The organism is Cytobacillus depressus (genome assembly GCF_008923245.1).
In the GTDB taxonomy this organism is placed as follows: domain Bacteria; phylum Bacillota; class Bacilli; order Bacillales; family Cytobacillaceae; genus Cytobacillus; species Cytobacillus depressus.
Window position 1 is genome coordinate 1 of the sequence record NZ_WBOS01000020.1, and the last position, 22,370, is coordinate 22,370.

The following is a 22,370-nucleotide window of genomic DNA, read 5'->3' on the forward strand; positions in this document are numbered from 1 at the left end:
ATAGTCTAGTGGCGATAGCGAAAAGGTCACACCCGTTCCCATCCCGAACACGGAAGTTAAGCTTTTCAGCGCCGATGGTAGTTAGGGGCTGTCCCCTTGTGAGAGTAGGACGTCGCTAGGCAATCTAAAGAACATCGTAGAGATGTTCTTTTTTTGTGTACAAAATACTTTAATAATAAATAAAGAAGGAATACCCTTTTTAAATTGATTATCTTAATAGTGTTATAAAGCGTGTTTTGCAAATTCTCTATCGAAAATGATCACTATGGAAGAATCATGGCTCATGTTTTTAAGATCCCTATCGGAACGGTTAGCATGAAAGGCTCATGGCTCGTATTTAATAAGGCCCCCTTAAAAGCTTACCATAAACTCTTCATGAAGCTTATTTTTCTTGTTTTAACACGAGATGCTCACTATGAACCCCTCCCAAAGCCCTCATTTTCCATCTATCCTATCTTAAACACTCACAATGAACATCCAATAATAAAAACAATCTACAGGTTTGAGAACGAAAAAAAGGGGGAAAATTAATAACATCTGTTAATTGCAACGAAATATATACTTATGTATAATTAAAGTCAAATATAGTCAAAGTCAGATTTTGGGGGGAGGAGTATTGAGGAATATCTCAGATATTATTGAAGATTATCTTAAAAAGGTTCTAGAAATGAGCGAAAGGGAAATCGTTGAAATAAAAAGAAGTGAAATTGCGGATAAATTCCAATGTGTTCCGTCGCAGATCAATTATGTAATTAATACGAGATTTACAATAGAAAAGGGCTACGCAGTCGAAAGTAAGCGCGGTGGCGGCGGATATATACGAATTATGAAGGTGCAATCTCATGATGACGCTCATTTAATCGAACAATTATTGTCGTTAATTCAAAGTCGATTGGCCCAGAGTAGTGCGGAGGATGTTATTTTTCGTCTTGTTGAAGAGGGGATTATTACTGAGAGGGAAGCAAAAATTATGCTAAGTGTCATTGATCGCTCAGTGCTCTATATTGATCTCCCATTTCGCGATGAACTTCGTGCAAGAATATTAAAAGCTATGTTAACGACTTTAAAATATAAATAAAGCGCGAGCTGGAGAGGTGAAGACATGATATGCCAAGAATGTAATCAAAGGCCGGCAACGCTTCATTTTACAAAAATATTGAATGGAGAGAAGGCTGAGTACCATTTGTGTGAAAAGTGCGCCCAGGAAAAGGGCGAAATGTTCATGTTAAGTGGGGCGCCTGGTTTTTCGATTAATAACTTGTTAGCTGGTTTGCTAAATATTGATGCGACCTTCCAAAAGACGAAGCAAGATCCTTTTAAGCAGGAGGAAATTCTTCAATGTGAGCAGTGTAAAATGACCTTTCAGCAATTTATTAAGGTAGGGAGATTTGGCTGTGCAAATTGTTATCATGCTTTTGGTGAGCAGCTTGATCCAATCTTGAGAAGGCTTCATAGTGGAAATTCGGCTCATCATGGGAAAATTCCAGTAAGAATTGGCGGAAGTATTCATTTAAGAAAAAGCATTGAAGCACTAAAACAAAGCTTAAAGGATTCCATTAATCGTGAGGAATTCGAACAAGCAGCAGAAATAAGAGATGAAATTCGATTACTAGAAAGCAAATTAAGCTCTGGTCATGAGGGAGGGATGTAAGCTTGTCACTAGAACATTTCATTTCTCAAGCTATCAGCTCCTGGATGAGTGCAGAAGGTCCAGACTCAGATATCATATTAAGCTCGAGAATCAGGCTGGCCCGAAATGTAAAGAAATACAAGTTTCCTACATTATTTACGAATGACGAAGCCAAGTCTGTTATTCATATAATAAAAAAGAGGCTAGACGATTTTTCTTTTGCAGGCCTTGAAAATTTAGAGCTATTGTTAATGGATGAGCTTCAGCCACTACAAAAGAGAGTATTAATGGAGAAGCATTTAATTAGTCCTCATCTCGCGGAAAATTCATCATTCGGTGCTTGTGTGTTATCCGAAAATGAGGAATTGAGCATTATGATTAATGAAGAGGATCATATCCGAATTCAATGCCTTTTCCCAGGATTTCAATTATCAGAGGCTTTAAATATGGCCAATCAAGTAGATGACTGGCTTGAAGAGGAAATAGACTATGCATATGATGAGCATGTTGGTTATTTAACAAGCTGCCCGACAAATGTTGGAACAGGATTAAGAGCTTCAGTCATGGTGCATTTACCAGGGCTAGTTCTAACGCAGCAAATGAATCGAATTATTCCAGCTATTAATCAACTTGGATTAGTTGTAAGAGGAATTTACGGTGAAGGCAGCGAAGCTTTAGGGAATATCTTTCAAGTCTCTAATCAAATGACCCTTGGCAAGTCCGAAAAAGATATCGTTGAAGATTTAAAAAGTGTTGTCAGTCAGCTGATCTCACAAGAAAGGTCAGCACGGGAAGCATTAGCAAAAACTTCTAACATACAATTAGAAGACAGAGTCTTCCGCTCTTATGGGATCCTATCAAACTGCCGAATCATTGAATCAAAAGAAGCTGCAAGATGTTTATCAGATGTTCGGCTTGGGATTGATATGAAATATATTAAAAATATTTCTAAAAACATTTTAAATGAATTAATGATCCTTACACAGCCAGGGTTTTTACAACAGTATGCAGGAGGTCCATTAAGGCCTCATGAACGGGATATTCGCAGGGCGTCATTAATAAGAGAAAGAATGAATATGGAAAACGAAGAGACAGGAGGATGAGAATATGATGTTCGGTCGATTTACTGAAAGAGCACAAAAGGTATTAGCATTAGCTCAAGAGGAAGCTATTCGTTTAGGTCATAACAATATTGGAACAGAGCATATTTTACTTGGGCTTGTGCGTGAAGGAGAAGGCATTGCTGCAAAGGCTCTCCATGCATTAGGTTTAGGTTCAGACAAAATTCAAAAAGAAGTAGAGAACTTAATTGGCAGAGGGCAGGATGCAACACAAACGATTCACTACACTCCTAGAGCGAAAAAAGTGATTGAGCTTTCAATGGATGAGGCCCGTAAATTAGGTCATTCCTATGTAGGGACAGAACATATTCTGCTCGGACTTATTCGTGAGGGTGAGGGCGTCGCTGCTAGAGTTCTAAATAATCTTGGCGTAAGCTTGAATAAAGCCCGCCAGCAAGTATTGCAGTTATTAGGAAGCAATGAGTCAGGCGGGCATCAAGGTGGATCTTCGGCAAATGCAAATACGCCAACGCTTGATGGATTAGCGAGAGATTTAACAGCAATTGCCCGTGAAGGAAGCCTAGATCCGGTTATTGGCCGCGGCAAGGAAATTCAGCGTGTCATTGAAGTGTTAAGCCGCCGGACAAAAAACAATCCCGTATTAATTGGGGAACCTGGAGTAGGGAAAACAGCAATTGCCGAGGGCTTAGCGCAGCAAATTATTAATAATGAAGTACCGGAAACACTCCGTGATAAAAGAGTCATGACCCTCGATATGGGTACAGTTGTTGCGGGTACAAAATACCGCGGTGAATTTGAGGATCGTTTAAAGAAAGTTATGGATGAAATTCGCCAAGCGGGAAATATTATTTTATTCATCGATGAGCTTCATACACTCATTGGAGCTGGGGGAGCTGAAGGAGCGATTGATGCTTCAAATATCCTTAAGCCTTCACTAGCTAGAGGAGAATTGCAATGTATCGGTGCAACGACCCTTGATGAATACCGTAAATATATTGAAAAAGATGCAGCACTTGAACGACGTTTTCAGCCAATCAGTGTGGATGAGCCAACTGCTGAAGAATCTATTCAAATTTTACAAGGGCTGCGTGACCGCTATGAAGCTCATCACCGTGTAACGATTACAGATGAGGCGATTGAGGCGGCGGTTAAATTATCTGATCGCTATATATCAGACCGCTTCCTACCAGACAAAGCGATTGATTTAATTGATGAAGCAGGCTCCAAAGTAAGACTGCGTTCCTATACAACTCCTCCTAATTTAAAGGAATTAGAATTAAAGCTAGAGGACGTGCGTAAGGAAAAGGATGCGGCTGTTCAAAGTCAGGAATTTGAAAAGGCTGCCTCTTTAAGGGATACAGAACAGCGTCTTCGCGAACAGCTTGAGGAGACGAAAAAATCATGGAAAGAAAAGCAAGGAAAAGAAAACAGTGAAGTGACAGTCGATGATATTGCAAGTGTAGTTTCAAGCTGGACTAGAATTCCGGTTACAAAGCTAGCAGAAACGGAAACGCAAAAGCTTCTTAATCTTGAAGAGCTTTTACACTCAAGAGTTATCGGCCAAGAGGAAGCTGTCAAAGCAATCTCGAAAGCAGTTCGCCGCGCGCGTGCTGGCTTAAAGGATCCGAAGAGACCAATTGGTTCCTTTGTCTTCCTTGGACCAACAGGGGTAGGGAAAACAGAGCTTGCCCGTGCACTAGCTGAGTCGATGTTTGGCGATGAGGATGCAATGATTCGAATTGATATGTCTGAATACATGGAGAAGCATTCCACATCAAGATTAGTAGGCTCCCCTCCAGGCTATGTTGGATATGAAGAAGGCGGACAATTAACGGAAAAGGTACGTAGAAAACCGTATTCTGTTGTTCTTTTAGATGAAATTGAAAAAGCGCATCCAGATGTATTTAATATTCTATTACAGGTACTAGAGGATGGGCGTTTAACGGATTCGAAAGGAAGAACAGTAGACTTCCGGAATACCGTCTTAATAATGACTTCCAATGTTGGCGCAGAAGCGCTAAGAAGAAATAAATATGTAGGCTTCAATATCCAGGATGGAGAGCAGGATTATAAAGATATGAAAGGAAAAGTAATGGAGGAACTGAAAAAATCATTCCGCCCAGAATTCCTTAACCGTATTGATGAAATCATTGTCTTCCACGCATTAGAGAAGAAGCATCTGGCAGAGATTGTGACGCTTATGTCTGATCAATTAACGAAACGATTAAAAGAGCAAAATATCGATCTTTCATTAACAGATGCTGCGAAAGAAAAAATTGCAGCGGAAGGCTATGACCCAGAATATGGGGCGAGACCGATTCGCAGAGCTATTCAAAAGCATATTGAGGATCGCTTATCTGAAGAGCTTCTGAAAGGTAAGGTACTTACTGGTCAGAGTGTGGTCATTGATGTCCAGGATGGAGAGTTTGTCGTCGAAACGGCAAAAAATAAGCCTGAGGCAACTTTGCAGAAATAGTTGAGCAATAAGGTTTTTTATAAATAAAGTATAACATTTCTCGAATTTGAGAAATGTCTAGCTCTAGCGCCTACCCCCGACGTACAGGACGTACTAGTGTCGACAATGCGACAGGATGTCGCGCTTTTGTCGACCTCGTGGTTTCCTTGTCGGGGGTGAGCACAAAGGAAAGCTTCTGTGATTAATCATCGCAGGAACAATAGTCCTTTGATTGTTCGGAAGACGCTTGCGCTTTTCTATGAGGGTACACGTAAAGAACGTGTGCCTTCTTTGGCTAATTGGAATGTCAACTTTGAAAAACACATATGGTATTTTTAGGACCAAATTAAAAAAGAGGTAGAAACAGGTATGGTTAAAAGGAAAACAAAATTTATGTGTCAGGAATGCGGGTATGAGTCTCCAAAATGGATGGGGAAGTGCCCGGGTTGCGGTGTATGGAATAAGATGGTAGAGGAAGTGGAGAAGCCTACCTCTAGAAGAGGAGCCTTTATTCACTCGCAAGGATCGGCTATTGCTTCTAAAGCAACCCCTATTACTTCTATCGAGACTGTCAGTGAACCACGCATTTATACAGACTTGAATGAACTGAACAGGGTACTTGGAGGAGGTATTGTCAGAGGATCGTTAGTACTGATTGGCGGGGACCCTGGGATCGGAAAATCGACCTTGCTCCTGCAAGTTTCCTCGCAATTAGCTAATAAAAAGCATTCGGTCTTATATATATCTGGCGAGGAATCATTGAGACAGACAAAATTACGTGCAGATCGGTTAGGTGTTTCTTCCGAGCATTTATTAGTCTATTCGGAAACGAGCCTAGACGAAATAAGCCGGACAATTGATAGTGTCAATCCTAGCTTTGTAATCATCGATTCGATCCAGACGATTTTTCATCCAGAAGTCACATCTGCTCCAGGGAGTGTCTCGCAAGTAAGAGAGTGTACAGCAGAACTCATGAGAATTGGAAAAACGAAAGGTATTGCGATTTTCATCGTCGGGCATGTTACAAAGGAAGGCTCTATTGCGGGTCCAAGACTATTAGAACATATGGTCGATACCGTTTTATATTTTGAAGGAGAGCGTCATCATACATACCGAATTTTGCGGGCGGTTAAAAATCGCTTTGGATCTACGAATGAGATGGGAATCTTTGAAATGAAGGAACTCGGTTTGGAGGAAGTGGCGAATCCGTCAGAAATATTTTTAGAGGAACGTTCCCAAGGAGCGGCAGGCTCAACAGTAGTTGCTTCTATGGAAGGAACCCGTCCAGTTCTTGTAGAAATTCAAGCGCTGATTTCCCCAACGAGCTTTGGGAACCCGCGAAGAATGGCGACAGGAATAGATCATAATCGCGTTCCACTTTTAATGGCAGTGCTTGAAAAACGGGTAGGCATGCTTTTGCAAAATCAAGACGCTTATTTAAAAGTAGCGGGCGGAGTAAAGCTGGATGAGCCTGCCATCGATTTAGCGATTGCTGTCAGCATTGCTTCAAGCTTCCGTGACAAGCCTACAAGACCTACTGACTGCATTATAGGAGAAGTAGGTTTAACAGGAGAGGTTCGGAGGGTATCAAGGATAGAGCAGCGTGTACAGGAAGCAGCAAAGCTTGGTTTCGAACGAGTGATTTTACCTGCGAATAATCTTGGAGGATGGTCAGGCCCTAAAGGAATTGAGCTTGTTGGAGTCGGTTCTGTAAGCGAGGCATTAATTGCAACATTAGGAGGATAGAGTATGGAAAACAAAAAGCTTGGTGAAAAAACGATGAGTGAAATTCTGCAGTTTATGGCTCCAGGTACGCCTATACGTGAAGGAATTGACAATGTGTTAAGAGCTAATACAGGCGGTCTAATTGTGCTAGGGAGCAAGGATAAGATTACCCATATCGTTGATGGGGGCTTTGTCATTAATGCTCCATTCTCACCAAGCTATTTGTACGAATTGGCAAAAATGGACGGTGCTATCATATTAAATCAAGACGGCAATAAAATATTGATTGCGAATGCTCAATTAGCTCCGGATCCAACCATTCCTTCTTCAGAAACGGGCATGCGTCACCGAACGGCTGAAAGGGTGGCTAAACAAACAGGGGAGCTCGTAATCGCGATTTCCCAAAGAAGAAATGTAATTACCTTATATAAAAGTCATTTTCGCTATGCGCTTAAAGATATTGGCGTTATTCTTACGAAAGCGAATGTTGCCTTACAAACCCTTGAAAAATATAAGATGGTTTTAGAAGAAGACATAGCCAATTTAAGTGTATTGGAGTTTGAAGAGGTTGTTACATATAATGATCTTTTAAATGTGTTTCATAGCATTGAAATGGTTCTAAGAATAAAGAATGAACTACTTATTTACTTAAGTGAGCTAGGAATTGAAGGAAGATTAATTCGCTTACAGATGAACGAACTATTAGAGGATATTGTGAGAGAAGTGGAGTTAATTATTAAGGACTATGCTCAGTCGAAAGAAGCTCGTACAAAAGAAATCTTTGATAAATTGCAGGAGCTGTCTATTGGAAAAATGGTAGAGGATACGGTCATATTAAAGCTATTAGGATATAACGGCTATGTCCATACGGATGAATATAAATGTCCGCGAGGCTACCGAATGTTATCGAAAATTCCACGATTGCCGCCAATTATTATAGAAAATCTAATCCTTCGATTTAAGGACCTTCCTGCCATTGTGGCCTCATCAGTTGAAGAGTTGGATGAGGTGGAAGGAATTGGAGAAGTGAGAGCTAAAAAGATTAAAGAAGGCCTAAAATTGATCAAAAAACAGCTTTTAGCTGACCGTCCGCTATAAGTGACCATTGAACTATATGGACCGGTGTGATAAAATAGTCGGTTATTTGTTTCATTTGACACTCGATTACCAATGGTGCTACCCTTGTCTGTAAGAGATTCCTTTTTTATGAAGGACAAGAGCTTTATTTTTTCTGACTTCAAAGGTTTCAATTTGTAAAATTTGTTTATAATGAATAAAAGGAGGTGAAGGTATGTTAAAACGTATAGTTCAAGCATGCTTTCTTATTATCGGTATTACGCTTGGGATTTTTCTTATCCCAGAATTATTAACCTTATTATCCCTTGATGACATGACCCTATTAAATAATCCATATTTATCCGCCTTGTTAGGTGCTATTATTTTTTATCTTATTTCTTTTTGGGCGGTTGACTATGTTGTGAATGTTGTCAAATGGGTGGAAGAATCCCTCGTAAAAGCGCCAATAACAGATATTATTTTTGGAAGTGTTGGATTAGTTTTTGGGTTAATTATTGCTTTTTTAATCGGTTATGCTTTAACGACCATTGAAGTACCTGTTTTAAATACAGTGGCTCCTATTGTTCTAACGCTCATTTTTGGTTATTTAGGATTTCAAGTAGGCTTTAAAAAGCGTGATGAGCTATTAACTTTATTTTCAAACAGAAAGAAAAAGAGTGCAGAAGAGGAGTCTGAGGCGGAACCGAAAAATGTATTGAAATTATTGGATACAAGTGTCATTATTGATGGCAGAATCGCCGATATTTGCCAAACGGGGTTTTTGGAAGGAACAATCGTCATCCCGCAGTTTGTGCTAGAGGAGCTCCAGCATATTGCTGATTCTTCCGATGTTTTAAAGCGGAATAGAGGGCGAAGAGGGCTAGATATACTAAATCGTATTCAAAAGGAGCTTTCGATTAAAGTAGAAATCTATGAGGGTGACTTTGAAGAGATTCAGGAAGTAGACAGCAAGCTCGTAAAGTTAGCAAAAGTAACGAACGGGATCGTCGTAACAAATGATTTTAATTTAAATAAAGTTTGTGAATTTCAAGGTGTATCCGTTTTAAATATTAATGATCTAGCCAATGCCGTGAAACCGGTCGTTCTTCCTGGCGAAGAAATGAAGGTACAGGTTATTAAGGACGGGAAAGAGCAAAATCAAGGAATTGCCTATTTGGATGATGGCACAATGATTGTTGTCGAAGATGGGCGCGATTATATCGGCAAGCATATTGATGTACTTGTAACAAGTGTGCTGCAAACCTCTGCTGGCCGAATGATTTTTGCGAAACCGAAGCTATTAGAAAAAGCGTTATAAAGTGAAACTTCATTCAGTGGGAAAGGGATTTTATTCCCCGCTAAATGTTAGTTGAACTTATCACGCTCAAAAAGCCACATCCTCCCAAAAGCTCTGCTTTTGGTCGTGCGATGTATCGCTTCCGTAGTATTCCTTATCCTGTGGCTTTCGCCTGACTAGGACATCCTGTCCGTCGTCGGGCCTTTACGGGCTGTTGGATCTCCCACTTAGAATTTTATGTTTCCGTAACTTATTGAGGTGGGAGTCTTACAGCCCGTTAATCCGCGATAATACTATGACTGGAAATACTTTGTGAGAAATGAGGTTTGAAGATAGGAAGTCGGCTCAGCTGCCGGCTTCCTTCCATCTTACCTCTCACCTCTAGAATGGAGTTTGTTTTGCATGGCTTATCAAGTCATCATTCCTGCTGCGGGCCAAGGAAAAAGAATGGGAGCGGGCAGGAATAAAGTGTTATTAGAACTAAATCAGACGCCGGTTTTTATACATACATTAAAAGTCTTTGAAATGGACGAGGATTGCGAAGGGATTTACCTTGCCATTAATCCGCTAGAACAGGATGAGATGGAGGCGCTTCTTAAGGAGCATCATATAACGAAGGTAATGGCTTTTGCTCCAGGTGGAAGTGAAAGGCAGCATAGCATCTATAATGCATTAAAATGTGTAAAGCAAGAAGGAATTGTCCTTGTTCATGATGCTGCTCGGCCATTTATTGATAAAAAACTTCTCCGTCCTTTAGTAGAAGCGGCAAAAGAAGACGGCGCTGCCATATTAGCCGTACCAGTAAAAGATACAGTAAAAAAAGTTGCTGGAAATATGGTGACAGAAACGGTCGAACGAACCAGCTTGTGGGCTGTTCAAACCCCACAGGCTTTTCGTTTTGCTATTTTATTAGATGCGTATAAACAAGCGGAAGCGGATGATTTCCTTGGTACGGATGATGCCAGTTTAGTGGAGCGCATCGGGAAGAATGTTATCATAGTAGAAGGCCGTTATGACAATATTAAATTAACCACTCCTGAGGACTTATATTTTGCAGAAGCAATCATACACAAACGCCGGAAGGAACAGCAATTTTAATATTTTTGAAAAAGAGGGGACATACATGTTTCGAATTGGACAAGGGTTTGATGTACATCAATTAACGGAAGGGCGTCCGCTGATCATTGGCGGAATTGAAATTCCATATGAAAAAGGATTATTAGGACATTCCGATGCAGATGTTTTATTACATACGGTTGCGGATGCCTGTCTCGGAGCAATCGGTGAAGGCGATATTGGCAGACATTTTCCTGATACTGATCCTGAGTTCAAGGATGCCGATTCAGCCAAACTATTAGAGCATGTTTGGCAGCTTGTGAAGGATAAAGGGTATGAGCTTGTAAACGCCGATTGCACAATTATTGCCCAAAAACCTAAAATGGCTCCTTATGTTGGGCAAATGCGTGAAAGAATCGCTGAGCTATTAGAAACCTCTATCGAAAATATCAATGTGAAAGCTACAACGACAGAAAAACTAGGATTTACTGGCCGGGGTGAAGGAATTGCCTCACAGGTAGCTGTTTTATTACAGAAAAAGAACTGATAAAATAAAGTAGAGGCAAAGTTGTAATTATATTGTTGAGTATAGCTCTATGCGTGCATGCGAACGGGTTTTATTCGGGACGAATAACGTAGAGAGCAGACACGCATTGGGGAGGTTATACGTCAATCAATTGTTTTAACATAGCCAGTTAATAAAAGATCGATTTTTTGAGGAGGACAAGAGCAACATGTCAAATGATATTCGCGTACGTTATGCCCCTAGTCCAACAGGACATTTACATATTGGGAATGCTCGTACAGCCTTATTTAACTATTTATTTGCCAGAAATCAAGGCGGGAAATTTATTATCCGCATTGAGGATACCGACAAGAAACGCAATATTGCAGGTGGAGAAGAAAGCCAGCTTAAGTATTTATCATGGCTTGGCATTGACTGGGACGAAAGCGTTGATAAGGATGGTGGCTTTGGACCTTATCGCCAGTCTGAAAGAAATGAGATTTATGAAAAGTATTATCATGAGTTGCTTGAAAAGGGTCATGCATATAAATGTTACTGTACGGAAGAAGAATTAGAGGCTGACAGAGAAGCTCAAATGGCTAAAGGGGAAACCCCAATATATTCAGGGAAATGCCGTCATTTGTCACCTGAAGAGCGGGCAAAGCTTGAGGCAGAGGACAGACAGCCTAGCATTCGTTTCTTAGTTCCTCAGGGAAAAGTCTATGCTTTTGATGATATGGTCAAAGGGACTGTTTCCTTCGAATCAGATGGAATTGGTGACCACGTTATTATAAAAAAGGATGGCACACCGACATATAATTTTGCTGTAACGGTCGATGACTATTTAATGCAGATTTCCCATGTTTTAAGAGGAGATGACCACATCTCAAATACGCCGAAGCAATTAATGATTTATGATGCATTAGGCTGGGAAGCGCCAATTTTTGGCCATATGACTTTAATTGTCAATGAAAGCCGCAAGAAATTAAGTAAGCGTGATGAATCAATTATTCAATTTATTGAGCAATATGAAGAGCTCGGCTATTTGCCGGAAGCACTGTTTAACTTTATTGGTCTATTAGGCTGGTCACCATCTGGAGAAGAAGAAATCTTCTCGAAGGATGAGTTCATTAATATTTTTGATGCTAATCGTCTTTCGAAATCACCAGCTTTATTTGATAAGCAGAAGCTAACATGGATGAACAATCAATATATGAAAACAATTGATCTTGACAGACTTGTAGCTATTTCACAGCCGCATCTTGTAAAAGCTGGCCGCATTGGAGAGAACTTGTCAGAAGAGGAAACAGAGTGGGTGCGCAGCTTAATTGCTCTTTATCAGGAAAAAATGAGCTTTGGAGCGGAAATTGTTGAGCTGTCTGAAATGTTCTTTACCGAGAAAATGGAAATGGATGAAGAGGCAAAGGCTGTGATCGAAGAGGACCAGGTTCCGGAAGTGCTGTCTGCTTTCTTAACTGAAATTGACAATCTATCGGAGTTTAAAGCAGATGAAATTAAGGCAGCAATGAAGGCTGTTCAAAAATCTACTGGCCATAAAGGGAAAAAGCTCTTTATGCCAATCCGTGTTGCGATTACAGGCCAAACTCACGGGCCAGATCTTCCGCAAGCGATTGCGCTTTTCGGAAAGGAAAAAGTAAAAAATCAATTATTGAGTATTTTAGGTTAACATATTGCTCAAAATGTAATATAGTAATAAATAAATGTAAGTTCAAAAAGGAGGACAAAAAGAGCCGAGAAGTTCAAGCAAGCTGACGCCGAAATTCGACAGCTATTTTCCCCGGACTTTTTGAACAACTTAAATAACTTCATAATTGAAAGTGTAGAAGAGGAAAAGTAAGTTCATGATGCTTTTTAGAGAGAACCATCACCGGCTGAAAGTGGTTTAAGCCTCTCATCGTTCTGAAGTGCCCCTCTGAGCCTCATTTCGAATGGTCATCACTATTTAGTACGCAAGTGCTGGAGTGGGTTTCCTAGTAGGAGTGAGCGGAACTAATCCGTTAACAAGTAAAAGTTGAGGCATATTATTGTGTCTAAACAGAGTGGAACCGCGTGTTAAACGTCTCTGTCATTCGTGACAGGGGCGTTTTTTTATTGGTTAAAAAAGCTTTGGAAATATAAGATTTCCCGGAAAATACTATTCGGAAAAAACTTATTTTGAACAAAGCTAATCCTCTGGCGCAAATACGCCAAAGTGAATTAGATAGAAACAATGACAAAAGGGGAGGGGAATTGGCAGTGTTTAAAAATCTGAAAGAAGATATCGAGGTAATTTTTGAACAGGACCCTGCAGCAAGAAGTTATCTAGAGGTCATCTTAACGTATTCAGGTTTGCATTCTATATGGGCACATCGAATTGCCCATGCGCTCTTTAAAAGAAAGTTTTTCTTTCTCGCTAGAGCCATTTCGCAAATCAGCCGCTTTTTCACGGGGATTGAGATTCATCCAGGTGCAACAATTGGAAGAAGGCTCTTCATTGACCATGGAATGGGTGTCGTAATTGGAGAGACTTGTGAAATAGGCGATAATGTTACCATTTTCCAAGGGGTCACGCTAGGGGGCACAGGGAAAGAAAAAGGAAAGCGCCATCCGACTATTAAGGATAATGCCCTTATTGCTACAGGTGCAAAGGTTCTTGGGTCCATTACAATTGGCGAAAATTCAAAAATTGGAGCGGGGTCTGTTGTTTTACACGAAGTTCCGCCAAATTCAACGGTCGTAGGAATTCCTGGTAGAGTGAAAGTGCAAGATGGGGTAAAAATTAAAAAGGATTTAAATCACAGCGATCTTCCCGATCCAATTGCTGACCGATTTAAAGATTTAGAAAATGAAATTGCTAAATTAAGCTTTGAATTAGAGGAGTTAAGAAAAGAAAGGAGCATGGTTAATGGCCATTCAAATTTATAATACATTAACAAGACAAAAAGAGCCTTTTATTCCTTTAGAAGAAGGAAAGGTTAAAATGTATGTGTGCGGTCCTACGGTTTATAATTATATTCATATAGGAAATGCTAGACCACCTATCGTGTTTGACACAGTGAGAAGATATTTTCAATATCGAGGCTATGATATTAAATATATTTCTAACTTTACAGACGTTGATGATAAATTAATTCGTGCCGCCAATGAGCTCGGGGAAGAGGTACCGGTAATTGCTGAACGCTTTATCGATGCTTATTTTGCTGATGTTTCTGCCCTTGGATGCAAACGTGCAGATGCTCACCCGCGCGTGACAGAAAGTATGGATATTATTATCGAGTTTATCGAAGCTTTAATTGAAAAAGGTTATGCTTATGAGTCAGAGGGTGATGTCTATTACCATACCCGTAAGTTCGAAGAATATGGCAAGCTTTCTCACCAATCGATCGATGAACTTCGCTCAGGTGCCCGTATTGCTGTTGGAGAAAAGAAGGAAGATGCTCTTGATTTTGCCCTGTGGAAGGCAGCGAAAGAAGGAGAAATTTATTGGGATAGCCCATGGGGAACAGGACGGCCTGGCTGGCATATTGAGTGCTCGGCGATGGCCAAAAAATACTTAGGCGAGACGATCGATATTCATGCTGGCGGCCAGGACTTAGCTTTCCCTCACCATGAGAATGAAATTGCTCAATCAGAAGCGGTAAGCGGAAAAACCTTTGCCCGTTATTGGATGCATAACGGTTATATTAATATCAACAATGAAAAAATGTCTAAATCACTTGGCAACTTTATTCTCGTTCACGATATTATTAAAAAGCATGATCCGCAAGTACTGCGATTCTTCATGCTATCTGTTCACTATCGCAATCCAATTAACTACAGTGATGAGTTGCTGGAGAATACGCGTGCGGGACTAGAGAGAATAAAAACGTCTTATCATAACTTGAAGCACCGTCAAGAAACTAGTGCAAACTTAACTGATAATAACGAAGAATGGCTTGAGAAAATTTCAGCACTTCACGAAGAGTTCATCAAAGAGATGGATGATGATTTTAATACAGCTAACGGCATTTCGGTTCTTTTTGAGCTTTCAAAACTAGCCAATTATTATGTAATGGAGAGAAACACTTCAGTAACAGTCATTGAAGCATTTACTAAGGAATTTGAAGATCTTTTCCAAGTGCTTGGACTTACTTTAGAGTCTGAGAAAGAGGAACTGCTCGATGAAGACATCGAACGTTTAATTGGGGAGCGGATTCAAGCTCGGAAGGATCGCAACTTTAAGCGAGCTGACGAAATCCGTGATCAACTGAAAGACATGAACATCATCCTTGAAGATACCCCTCAAGGCATTAGATGGAAAAGAGGCTAAAGAATGCTTCAATACGAAAATAAAATTGATGAAAAACAATTAAACAGCCTCGCCCTTGCATATATGGGCGATGCTGTTTTTGAAGTCTATGTTAGAAGGCATCTGATTCAGCATGGAAAGGTTAGACCGAATCATTTGCATAGAGAAGCCACCTCCTATGTTTCCGCGAAAGCTCAATCTGCGGTTATTCACCAATTATTGGATTCAGATACGCTGTCAGTAGAGGAAGTAGCGGTTGTAAAAAGGGGCAGAAATGCAAAATCAGGCTCTATTCCTAAAAATACAGATGTACAAACATACCGATATAGTACTGCGTTTGAAGCGCTAATTGGCTACCTGCATTTATCAGGGAATGAGGAGCGGCTAGAAGAAATTATACGCGCTGCTTTTCAATTAGTGGAAGAAAAGAAAGGAGGACATTCAAAATGAGTCAAGATTTTATTATGGGAAAAAACCCTGTAATGGAAGCACTGAAATCAGGTCGTGATATTAACAAAATTTTTATAGCAGAAGGTTCCCAAGGTGGACAGATGCAGCAGGTGATTGGGCTTGCCAAAGCTTCCAATGTATTTGTTCAGTTTGTGCCGAAAAAGAAATTAGATCAGATGGTAGAAGGAAATCATCAAGGAGTAGTGGCGCAAGTTGCTGCTTATCAGTACGCAGAAATAGAAGATTTATTCGCTGCTGCCGAAAAAAGAAATGAAGCACCGTTTTTCTTATTGTTAGATGAAATTGAAGATCCGCACAATTTAGGCTCCATCATGAGAACAGCAGATGCTGTAGGAGCTCATGGAATTATTATTCCGAAGCGCAGAGCGGTAGGTTTAACTGCGACAGTTGCTAAAGCTTCAACCGGTGCGATTGAGCATATCCCTGTTGTCCGTGTGACAAATATGGCGAGAACTATTGATGAATTAAAGGAAAAAGGTGTCTGGATTGCGGGGACAGACGCAAAGGGCAGTGAAGATTACCGCCGTTTTGATGGCACACTTCCTTTAGGATTGGTCATTGGAAGTGAAGGAAAAGGAATGGGTAGATTGATTCGGGAAAAATGTGATTTCTTAATTCATTTACCGATGGCTGGCCATGTAACTTCTTTAAATGCATCTGTTGCAGCAGCTCTTTTAATGTATGAGGTTTACCGAAAGCGACATCCTCTTGAGGGATAGAAATGGACATCCTACTTGTCGACGGTTATAACGTCATTGGTGCTTGGCCAGAGTTAAGAGAGCTTAAGAAAAAAGATTTGTCAGCTGCCAGGGACCGATTGATTGAAAAAATGGCAGAGTACCAAGGGTATTCTGGATATCGAGTGATCGTTGTTTTCGATGCCCATTTTGTAAAGGGTACAGAAAAAAAATATAAAGATTCAAAGGTTGAAGTGATTTTTACAAGAACAAATGAGACGGCTGATGAGAGAATTGAAAAACTTGCCATCAGCCTGAATAACATCAAAACACAAGTTCATGTAGCAACTTCCGATTTCACTGAACAATGGGCGATATTTGGCCAAGGCGCTTTAAGAAAATCTTCAAGAGAATTATTAAATGAAATGAATTCAATTGAGGGGAGAATAGAGAAAAGGGTCAAGAAAATTCAAGAAAATAAGCCATTCTCGAAGATTCCGCTTAGTAAAGAAATGGCAGAAATTTTTGAAAAATGGCGCCGCGGGGACCAATGAATGGTTGACGCTGGAAAAAACCCTACTGTATAATATTTCTATCTATGCTTGTGCGGTCGGGGGGATCTTAGTGGATACTGACTTGAAAACAATCGATGAAAATTTAGATTACATGCAGCTTGAAGATGAGGAATTGATTGATTTAGTACACAAAGGTGAAAGCGAAGCGTTGGATTATTTAATTCATAAGTATCGCAACTTTGTGCGGGCCAAAGCAAGATCATACTTTTTAATTGGTGCAGATAAGGAAGACATTGTTCAAGAGGGAATGATTGGCTTATTTAAGGCGATTCGTGACTTTAAAGAGGACAAGCTATCTTCATTTAAAGCGTTTGCAGAACTGTGCATTACAAGGCAAATTATCACAGCCATTAAAACCGCAACAAGACAAAAGCACATTCCGTTGAATTCATATGTGTCACTGGACAAGCCGATCTATGACGAAGAATCGGACCGGACATTGATGGATGTTATTTCGGGTGCGAAAGTAATGGATCCCGAGGAATTGATTATTAATCAAGAGGAGTTCGACCATATTGAAGTGAAAATGTCTGAGCTTCTCAGTGATCTCGAACGAAAGGTGCTTTCCCTATACTTAGATGGACAATCATATCAGGAAATTTCGGAAGAATTAAACAGACATGTGAAGTCCATTGATAATGCTCTGCAACGGGTAAAGAGAAAGCTCGAAAGGTATTTGGAGGTTCGTGAAATCACTTTGTAAGAAGGATAAAATTAGTGCTCACTCTTTCTTCCGGCTTTCACTGTCATTGACATCATGCCATGACCATGATAAAGTTTTAAGGACGTAAATGTATTTTTAGTAGGTGGAATCATGAGGAAAAAAGTTGTACTAGCTTGCGGTGAGTGTGGATCGAGAAATTATTCAACAATGAATAATAAAGACTCCGAACGATTAGAGCTTAAGAAATATTGCAAAACATGCAGTAATCATACAATCCATCGTGAAACAAAGTAATTTTTTGAAATGCATTTCTTTTGTTTACTTAAATAATAGCGATTTGATAGAGATATAATTGTTTTTATCTATAATACATTATTAAATTTACTTAGACCATAAGTAAGTTGGGGGTTACAAAATGCAACGCATCTTGAATTTTTTCCGCGATATTGGACGTGAAATGAGAAAGGTCAGTTGGCCAAAGCGTAAAGAAATGACTACTTATACAATTACTGTTCTTGCAACTGTAGCGTTTTTTGCGATTTTCTTTGGAGTGGTTGACTTAGGTATTTCTGAATTGATTCGTTTAATTCTTGAATAACCCCTGTATTTCCATGGTATAATGGAGAATAACGCAGGAAAACATTTGCAAAGCCCGGAAACGGGTTTTTTATTTGGTTAAAAACAGTATTTTTTTATGGGATATATCGAGTGAGTCCAGGTAAATCTGGCTGCAAATATTCTCGAAGCGCGAATATGAAATATAGGGAGGGAAGGACGCTTTAGTCCCCTTGAATGGAAAAGAATTGGTATGTTGTTCATACGTATTCCGGTTATGAAAATAAAGTAAAGGCAAACCTAGAGAAGCGTGTAGAATCTATGGGTATGCAAGATAAGATCTTCCGCGTAATTGTACCGGAAGAAGAAGAAACTGATTTTAAAAATGGCAAGAAGAAGGTAGTAAAGCGGAAAGTATTCCCTGGATATGTCCTCGTTGAAATTGTAATGACAGACGATTCATGGTATGTCGTTCGCAATACACCAGGTGTTACGGGATTCGTTGGTTCGGCTGGTTCAGGCTCGAAGCCGACACCGTTATTACCTGAAGAAGTCAATGTAATCTTGAAGCGTATGGGTGTCGATGAAAAACGAGTGGATATTAATTTCGAAATCGGTGAAGTTGTTCAGGTGAAAGAAGGTCCATTTGCTAACTTCACAGGGTCAATTGAAGAAATTGACAAAGACAAGGCGAAAATTAAAGTTCTTGTTAATATGTTTGGTCGCGATACTCCTGTAGAGCTTGATTACTCACAGATTGAAAGGATTTAAGAGGAAAAACCTTTAGAGTGTTTAAAGTTAGGAAGTATGTTCTAGCTCTAAAAGCTTCTCTCTCTATTTTTTGAAAAAAACTTGAAATTGACTTTGAAAAGTGATAATATTTCAAAGGTCAGTATGTCTCAATTTTTGAGACCGGACAATGTAGTTTTCTTTATCTTGATATAAAGACTATAAGTTGAGTGGGAGGGGACCCCAACAGTCACTAAGGCCCCAATTACCACATCACGGACTTTAAGGAGGTGTGTCTCGTGGCTAAAAAAGTAATCAAACTTGTAAAGTTACAAATTCCAGCAGGTAAAGCTAACCCTGCGCCACCAGTAGGACCTGCACTAGGTCAAGCGGGTGTTAACATCATGGGATTCTGTAAGGAATTTAACGCACGTACAGCTGAACAAGCTGGCCTAATCATTCCTGTTGAAATTACGGTTTTTGAAGACCGTTCATTTACATTTATTACGAAAACTCCTCCTGCTGCAGTTCTTCTTAAGAAAGCGGCTGGAATCGAGTCTGGTTCTGGTGAACCAAACCGTAATAAAGTAGCAACAGTCAAGCGTGACAAGGTACGCGAGATTGCTGAAACAAAAATGCCTGACCTAAACGCTGCTAGCGTTGAAGCTGCAATGCTTATGGTTGAAGGTACTGCACGCAGCATGGGTATCACGATCGAAGACTAATCCATGTTACGGAGCTTTAGGTTGTTAATGGGGTTGCGTCGTTGAATTTGGTTTCACACGCAACCTTTGTTCTGTCTAATGATGATGTCGAATGCTAAGTCGTAACAAAAATTCGACTTCTGGCATCCGACATTAGAAAAACGCTTAGCGTTTTTCGTAAGTGGGAGGATATCCGCTAAAACCACAATCAAGGAGGAAATTATAATGGCTAAAAAAGGTAAGAAGTTTTTAGAAGCTGCAAAGCTTGTAGATCGTACGAAAGCTTATCCAATTGAAGAAGCGATTGATCTTGCAAAGAAAACAAATTTCACTAAATTCGATGCAACTGTAGAAGTTGCTTTTCGCTTAGGAATTGATCCTAAGAAAGCTGACCAAAACATCCGTGGAGCAGTTGTTCTTCCAAACGGAACTGGTAAAACTCAACGCGTTCTAGTATTCGCGAAGGGTGAAAAAGCAAAGGAAGCAGAAGCTGCTGGCGCAGATTATGTAGGCGATTCAGAGTTCATCAACAAAATCAACCAAGGTTGGTTTGAGTTTGATGTAATCGTTGCTACTCCTGATATGATGGGTGAAGTTGGTAAGCTTGGTCGTGTATTAGGACCAAAAGGTTTAATGCCAAACCCTAAAACTGGCACTGTTACATTTGATGTAGAAAAAGCTATTAACGAAATCAAAGCAGGTAAAGTTGAATACCGTACTGATAAAGCTGGTAACATCCATGTTCCAATCGGTAAAGCATCATTCGAAAACGAAAAGCTTGTTGAAAACTTCAACACAATTTTCGAAACAATGCTTAAAGTGAAGCCTTCAGCTGCAAAAGGTACTTACATGAAGAACGTATCTGTTACTTCTACTATGGGACCTGGCGTTAAAGTAGATCCTTCAACGGTTACAGTTAAGTAATAATTGGAAATTACCTAATAAGATTGACAAACAAAATCACATTCTGTAATATGTATTTTGTTGTTAATATATATATACATTTGTACCGTAGACAGCAGGTGCCCATGCTTAATATCCTGCCGAGGTCATACGATAGATTTTCAGTTTGCCTATTGTATACTCCCTCCATGTCTACTTGATGTGGAGGTTTATTATTGAACGGTATAAGTGCAGAAAATTCTACAGGAGGTGTAAAGATGAGCAGCGCTATCGAACAAAAGAAACAAATCGTCGAAGATATTGCTGATAAACTAAAAGGTAGTGTATCAACAGTTGTTGTTGACTACCGTGGTTTAACTGTTACTCAAGTAACTGAACTTCGTAAACAGCTTCGCGAAGCTGGTGTTGAATTCAAAGTATACAAAAATACTTTAACACGCCGTGCTGCGGAAGTTGCTGAACTAACTGGTTTAAACGAAGTGTTAACTGGTCCAAATGCGATTGCATTCAGTACTGAAGATGTAATTGCTCCAGCAAAAATCATTAATGATTTTGCTAAAAAGAATGATGCACTTGAAATTAAAGCAGGTGTAATTGAAGGAAATGTTGCATCAGCAGAGGAAATTAAAGCTCTTGCAGAACTACCATCTCGCGAAGGCTTACTATCTATGCTACTCAGCGTACTTCAAGCACCTATCCGCAATCTTGCTCTTGCTGCAAAAGCTGTTGCAGATCAAAAAGAAGAACAAAGCGCGTAAGCTAGTTTTAATATAATCAAAATTTATTAACCAAATTTAAGGAGGAAACTTTATCATGACTCAAGAACAAATCATTGAAGCGGTTAAAAATATGACTGTTTTAGAATTAAACGACTTAGTAAAAGCTATCGAAGAAGAATTTGGTGTAACTGCTGCAGCTCCTGTGGCTGTTATGGGCGGAGCTGCTGCTGGCGCTGTTGAAGAAAAAACTGATTTTGATGTAATCCTTGCTTCTGCAGGCGATCAAAAAATCAAAGTTATCAAAGTTGTTCGTGAAATCACAGGTCTTGGTCTTAAAGAAGCAAAAGAACTTGTTGACAACACTCCAAAAGCAATCAAAGAAGGCGCTTCTAAAGAGGAAGCTGAAGAAATCAAAGCTAAACTTGAAGAAGTTGGAGCTGGCGTTGAAGTTAAGTAATATAGATTTAAGAAAGCCCGCTGTATAGCGGGCTTTTTTTAACCTCTCATTATTTCTGCAACCAAATCCCCGATTGGAGGTGATATGTCATGTCAGAACATTACTATTCCAAAACACAAAGTACAGAAAGTAACCCGAAATATTGGAGTTTTACCTTAAAGAATCATCCGTTCCGTTTTAAGACGGATAATGGAGTTTTTTCAAAAAATGAAGTTGATTTTGGTTCAAGATTACTGATAGAGACATTTGAACATCCGGCTATCGAAGGGAATATACTTGATGTTGGCTGTGGGTACGGACCGATTGGGCTATCTATTGCGAAGCATATGGAAGACCGCCTTGTCCACATGGTAGATGTCAATTCAAGAGCCTTATCTCTCGCACGTGAAAATGCAGAGTTAAATCAAATTAAAAATGTCACTATTTATGAAAGTGATCGTCTTGAAAATGTAAAGGATGCCAAGTTTGCGGCGATATTAACGAATCCTCCCATCCGGGCGGGAAAAAAGGTTGTCCATGATATTTTTGAGCAAAGCTATCATAAGTTGCAACAAGACGGAGACCTTTGGGTAGTGATACAGAAAAAACAAGGAGCCCCGTCAGCTATTGAAAAATTATCAGAGTTATTTAGTGAAGTAGAAACAGTGGAAAAGAAAAAAGGCTATTATATTTTGCGAGCAAAAAAATATTGACTTGACTTTTTGTGTGTGTTAGCATTATATAATGCCAACATAATATACTCCGACTATTTACTAAAATAGACAAAAGTTGTATAAAATTGGTTTTTAGTGGAAAAGATAACAAAATAATAGTCGTAATGTG

Annotated in this window: 24 protein-coding genes, 1 rRNA gene and 2 other annotated features; all 25 genes read left to right on the forward strand. The window is 39.7% G+C overall.

Annotated features, from left to right (window positions below):
• Positions 1–4 precede the first annotated feature (4 nt).
• The 25 genes from rrf (at position 5) to F7731_RS22840 (ending at position 22,240) form a co-directional block, all read left to right on the forward strand.
• Positions 5–121 (forward strand): 5S ribosomal RNA (gene rrf, locus F7731_RS22720).
• A 495-nt stretch (positions 122–616) separates the two neighbouring features.
• Entirely contained in the window at positions 617–1,078 is a 462-nt protein-coding gene (locus tag F7731_RS22725) for a CtsR family transcriptional regulator (protein WP_151537085.1), read from the forward strand.
• A gap of 24 nt (positions 1,079–1,102) precedes the next feature.
• A complete protein-coding gene (mcsA, locus tag F7731_RS22730) occupies positions 1,103–1,651 on the forward strand; it encodes a protein-arginine kinase activator protein McsA (RefSeq protein WP_151537086.1) in 549 nt (182 codons plus the stop codon).
• Between the two features lie 2 nt (positions 1,652–1,653).
• The gene (gene mcsB / locus F7731_RS22735) at positions 1,654–2,733 is read left to right on the forward strand and encodes a protein-arginine kinase McsB (RefSeq protein WP_151537087.1); all 1,080 of its coding nucleotides are present in this window, start codon (positions 1,654–1,656) and stop codon (positions 2,731–2,733) included.
• Positions 2,734–2,737: 4 nt separating this feature from the next.
• On the forward strand, positions 2,738–5,188 hold the full coding sequence (clpC, locus tag F7731_RS22740) for an ATP-dependent protease ATP-binding subunit ClpC (protein ID WP_151537088.1): 2,451 nt from the start codon (positions 2,738–2,740) through the stop codon (positions 5,186–5,188).
• Between the two features lie 348 nt (positions 5,189–5,536).
• Complete coding sequence (gene radA / locus F7731_RS22745; RefSeq protein WP_151537089.1) at positions 5,537–6,913, forward strand: DNA repair protein RadA; 1,377 nt, start codon at positions 5,537–5,539, stop codon at positions 6,911–6,913.
• A 3-nt stretch (positions 6,914–6,916) separates the two neighbouring features.
• Entirely contained in the window at positions 6,917–7,990 is a 1,074-nt protein-coding gene (disA, locus tag F7731_RS22750) for a DNA integrity scanning diadenylate cyclase DisA (protein ID WP_151537090.1), read from the forward strand.
• Between the two features lie 193 nt (positions 7,991–8,183).
• Entirely contained in the window at positions 8,184–9,266 is a 1,083-nt protein-coding gene (locus F7731_RS22755; protein WP_151537091.1) for a PIN/TRAM domain-containing protein, read from the forward strand.
• Between the two features lie 381 nt (positions 9,267–9,647).
• The gene (gene ispD, locus F7731_RS22760; RefSeq protein ID WP_151537092.1) at positions 9,648–10,343 is read left to right on the forward strand and encodes a 2-C-methyl-D-erythritol 4-phosphate cytidylyltransferase; all 696 of its coding nucleotides are present in this window, start codon (positions 9,648–9,650) and stop codon (positions 10,341–10,343) included.
• A gap of 25 nt (positions 10,344–10,368) precedes the next feature.
• Positions 10,369–10,848 carry a 2-C-methyl-D-erythritol 2,4-cyclodiphosphate synthase gene (gene ispF / locus F7731_RS22765; RefSeq protein ID WP_151537093.1) on the forward strand — a complete coding sequence of 160 codons (480 nt, stop codon included), beginning with the start codon at positions 10,369–10,371 and terminating at the stop codon, positions 10,846–10,848.
• Positions 10,849–11,035: 187 nt separating this feature from the next.
• Positions 11,036–12,493, forward strand: a complete 1,458-nt coding sequence (gltX, locus tag F7731_RS22770; protein WP_151537094.1) for a glutamate--tRNA ligase — start codon at positions 11,036–11,038, stop codon at positions 12,491–12,493.
• Positions 12,494–12,638: 145 nt separating this feature from the next.
• Positions 12,639–12,894 (forward strand) — a binding site (T-box leader).
• 168 nt (positions 12,895–13,062) lie between these two features.
• The gene (cysE, locus tag F7731_RS22775) at positions 13,063–13,731 is read left to right on the forward strand and encodes a serine O-acetyltransferase (protein WP_151537095.1); all 669 of its coding nucleotides are present in this window, start codon (positions 13,063–13,065) and stop codon (positions 13,729–13,731) included.
• Positions 13,712–15,115 (forward strand): cysteine--tRNA ligase, encoded by a 1,404-nt coding sequence (cysS, locus tag F7731_RS22780; protein ID WP_151537096.1) that lies wholly within the window; start codon positions 13,712–13,714, stop codon positions 15,113–15,115. Before cysE ends, cysS begins: the two co-directional genes overlap by 20 nt.
• A gap of 3 nt (positions 15,116–15,118) precedes the next feature.
• Positions 15,119–15,544, forward strand: coding sequence for a Mini-ribonuclease 3 (locus tag F7731_RS22785; RefSeq protein WP_151537097.1), 426 nt, complete (start codon positions 15,119–15,121; stop codon positions 15,542–15,544).
• On the forward strand, positions 15,541–16,284 hold the full coding sequence (rlmB, locus tag F7731_RS22790) for a 23S rRNA (guanosine(2251)-2'-O)-methyltransferase RlmB (RefSeq protein ID WP_151537098.1): 744 nt from the start codon (positions 15,541–15,543) through the stop codon (positions 16,282–16,284). Before F7731_RS22785 ends, rlmB begins: the two co-directional genes overlap by 4 nt.
• A gap of 2 nt (positions 16,285–16,286) precedes the next feature.
• The gene (locus tag F7731_RS22795; protein WP_151537099.1) at positions 16,287–16,796 is read left to right on the forward strand and encodes an NYN domain-containing protein; all 510 of its coding nucleotides are present in this window, start codon (positions 16,287–16,289) and stop codon (positions 16,794–16,796) included.
• A 4-nt stretch (positions 16,797–16,800) separates the two neighbouring features.
• On the forward strand, positions 16,801–17,520 hold the full coding sequence (gene sigH, locus F7731_RS22800) for an RNA polymerase sporulation sigma factor SigH (RefSeq protein WP_151537100.1): 720 nt from the start codon (positions 16,801–16,803) through the stop codon (positions 17,518–17,520).
• A 111-nt stretch (positions 17,521–17,631) separates the two neighbouring features.
• Complete coding sequence (gene rpmG, locus F7731_RS22805; protein ID WP_151537101.1) at positions 17,632–17,775, forward strand: 50S ribosomal protein L33; 144 nt, start codon at positions 17,632–17,634, stop codon at positions 17,773–17,775.
• 121 nt (positions 17,776–17,896) lie between these two features.
• Positions 17,897–18,079: a preprotein translocase subunit SecE gene (secE, locus tag F7731_RS22810; RefSeq protein WP_151537102.1), complete on the forward strand. Its 183-nt coding sequence runs from the start codon at positions 17,897–17,899 to the stop codon at positions 18,077–18,079.
• A gap of 194 nt (positions 18,080–18,273) precedes the next feature.
• Positions 18,274–18,807 (forward strand): transcription termination/antitermination protein NusG, encoded by a 534-nt coding sequence (gene nusG, locus F7731_RS22815; RefSeq protein WP_151537103.1) that lies wholly within the window; start codon positions 18,274–18,276, stop codon positions 18,805–18,807.
• A 257-nt stretch (positions 18,808–19,064) separates the two neighbouring features.
• A complete protein-coding gene (rplK, locus tag F7731_RS22820) occupies positions 19,065–19,490 on the forward strand; it encodes a 50S ribosomal protein L11 (protein WP_151537104.1) in 426 nt (141 codons plus the stop codon).
• A gap of 204 nt (positions 19,491–19,694) precedes the next feature.
• Entirely contained in the window at positions 19,695–20,393 is a 699-nt protein-coding gene (gene rplA / locus F7731_RS22825; protein ID WP_151537105.1) for a 50S ribosomal protein L1, read from the forward strand.
• A 67-nt stretch (positions 20,394–20,460) separates the two neighbouring features.
• Positions 20,461–20,595: a sequence feature (ribosomal protein L10 leader region), on the forward strand.
• Between the two features lie 34 nt (positions 20,596–20,629).
• Complete coding sequence (rplJ, locus tag F7731_RS22830; protein ID WP_151537106.1) at positions 20,630–21,130, forward strand: 50S ribosomal protein L10; 501 nt, start codon at positions 20,630–20,632, stop codon at positions 21,128–21,130.
• A 55-nt stretch (positions 21,131–21,185) separates the two neighbouring features.
• On the forward strand, positions 21,186–21,548 hold the full coding sequence (gene rplL / locus F7731_RS22835) for a 50S ribosomal protein L7/L12 (RefSeq protein WP_151537107.1): 363 nt from the start codon (positions 21,186–21,188) through the stop codon (positions 21,546–21,548).
• Positions 21,549–21,637: 89 nt separating this feature from the next.
• Positions 21,638–22,240, forward strand: coding sequence for a class I SAM-dependent methyltransferase (locus tag F7731_RS22840; RefSeq protein ID WP_151537108.1), 603 nt, complete (start codon positions 21,638–21,640; stop codon positions 22,238–22,240).
• Positions 22,241–22,370: the final 130 nt, after the last annotated feature.

Coding starts and splice junctions, on each gene's coding strand:
- rpmG (WP_151537101.1), top strand. CDS start 17,632: ATGAGGAAAAAAGTTGTACTAGCTTGCGGTGAGTGTGGATCGAGAAAT.
- rplA (WP_151537105.1), top strand. CDS start 19,695: ATGGCTAAAAAAGGTAAGAAGTTTTTAGAAGCTGCAAAGCTTGTAGAT.
- ispF (WP_151537093.1), top strand. CDS start 10,369: ATGTTTCGAATTGGACAAGGGTTTGATGTACATCAATTAACGGAAGGG.
- F7731_RS22785 (WP_151537097.1), top strand. CDS start 15,119: ATGCTTCAATACGAAAATAAAATTGATGAAAAACAATTAAACAGCCTC.
- rplL (WP_151537107.1), top strand. CDS start 21,186: ATGACTCAAGAACAAATCATTGAAGCGGTTAAAAATATGACTGTTTTA.
- disA (WP_151537090.1), top strand. CDS start 6,917: ATGGAAAACAAAAAGCTTGGTGAAAAAACGATGAGTGAAATTCTGCAG.
- secE (WP_151537102.1), top strand. CDS start 17,897: ATGCAACGCATCTTGAATTTTTTCCGCGATATTGGACGTGAAATGAGA.
- F7731_RS22795 (WP_151537099.1), top strand. CDS start 16,287: ATGGACATCCTACTTGTCGACGGTTATAACGTCATTGGTGCTTGGCCA.
- cysS (WP_151537096.1), top strand. CDS start 13,712: ATGGCCATTCAAATTTATAATACATTAACAAGACAAAAAGAGCCTTTT.
- radA (WP_151537089.1), top strand. CDS start 5,537: ATGGTTAAAAGGAAAACAAAATTTATGTGTCAGGAATGCGGGTATGAG.
- rlmB (WP_151537098.1), top strand. CDS start 15,541: ATGAGTCAAGATTTTATTATGGGAAAAAACCCTGTAATGGAAGCACTG.
- F7731_RS22840 (WP_151537108.1), top strand. CDS start 21,638: ATGTCAGAACATTACTATTCCAAAACACAAAGTACAGAAAGTAACCCG.
- clpC (WP_151537088.1), top strand. CDS start 2,738: ATGATGTTCGGTCGATTTACTGAAAGAGCACAAAAGGTATTAGCATTA.
- ispD (WP_151537092.1), top strand. CDS start 9,648: ATGGCTTATCAAGTCATCATTCCTGCTGCGGGCCAAGGAAAAAGAATG.
- rplJ (WP_151537106.1), top strand. CDS start 20,630: ATGAGCAGCGCTATCGAACAAAAGAAACAAATCGTCGAAGATATTGCT.
- nusG (WP_151537103.1), top strand. CDS start 18,274: ATGGAAAAGAATTGGTATGTTGTTCATACGTATTCCGGTTATGAAAAT.
- gltX (WP_151537094.1), top strand. CDS start 11,036: ATGTCAAATGATATTCGCGTACGTTATGCCCCTAGTCCAACAGGACAT.
- F7731_RS22755 (WP_151537091.1), top strand. CDS start 8,184: ATGTTAAAACGTATAGTTCAAGCATGCTTTCTTATTATCGGTATTACG.
- mcsA (WP_151537086.1), top strand. CDS start 1,103: ATGATATGCCAAGAATGTAATCAAAGGCCGGCAACGCTTCATTTTACA.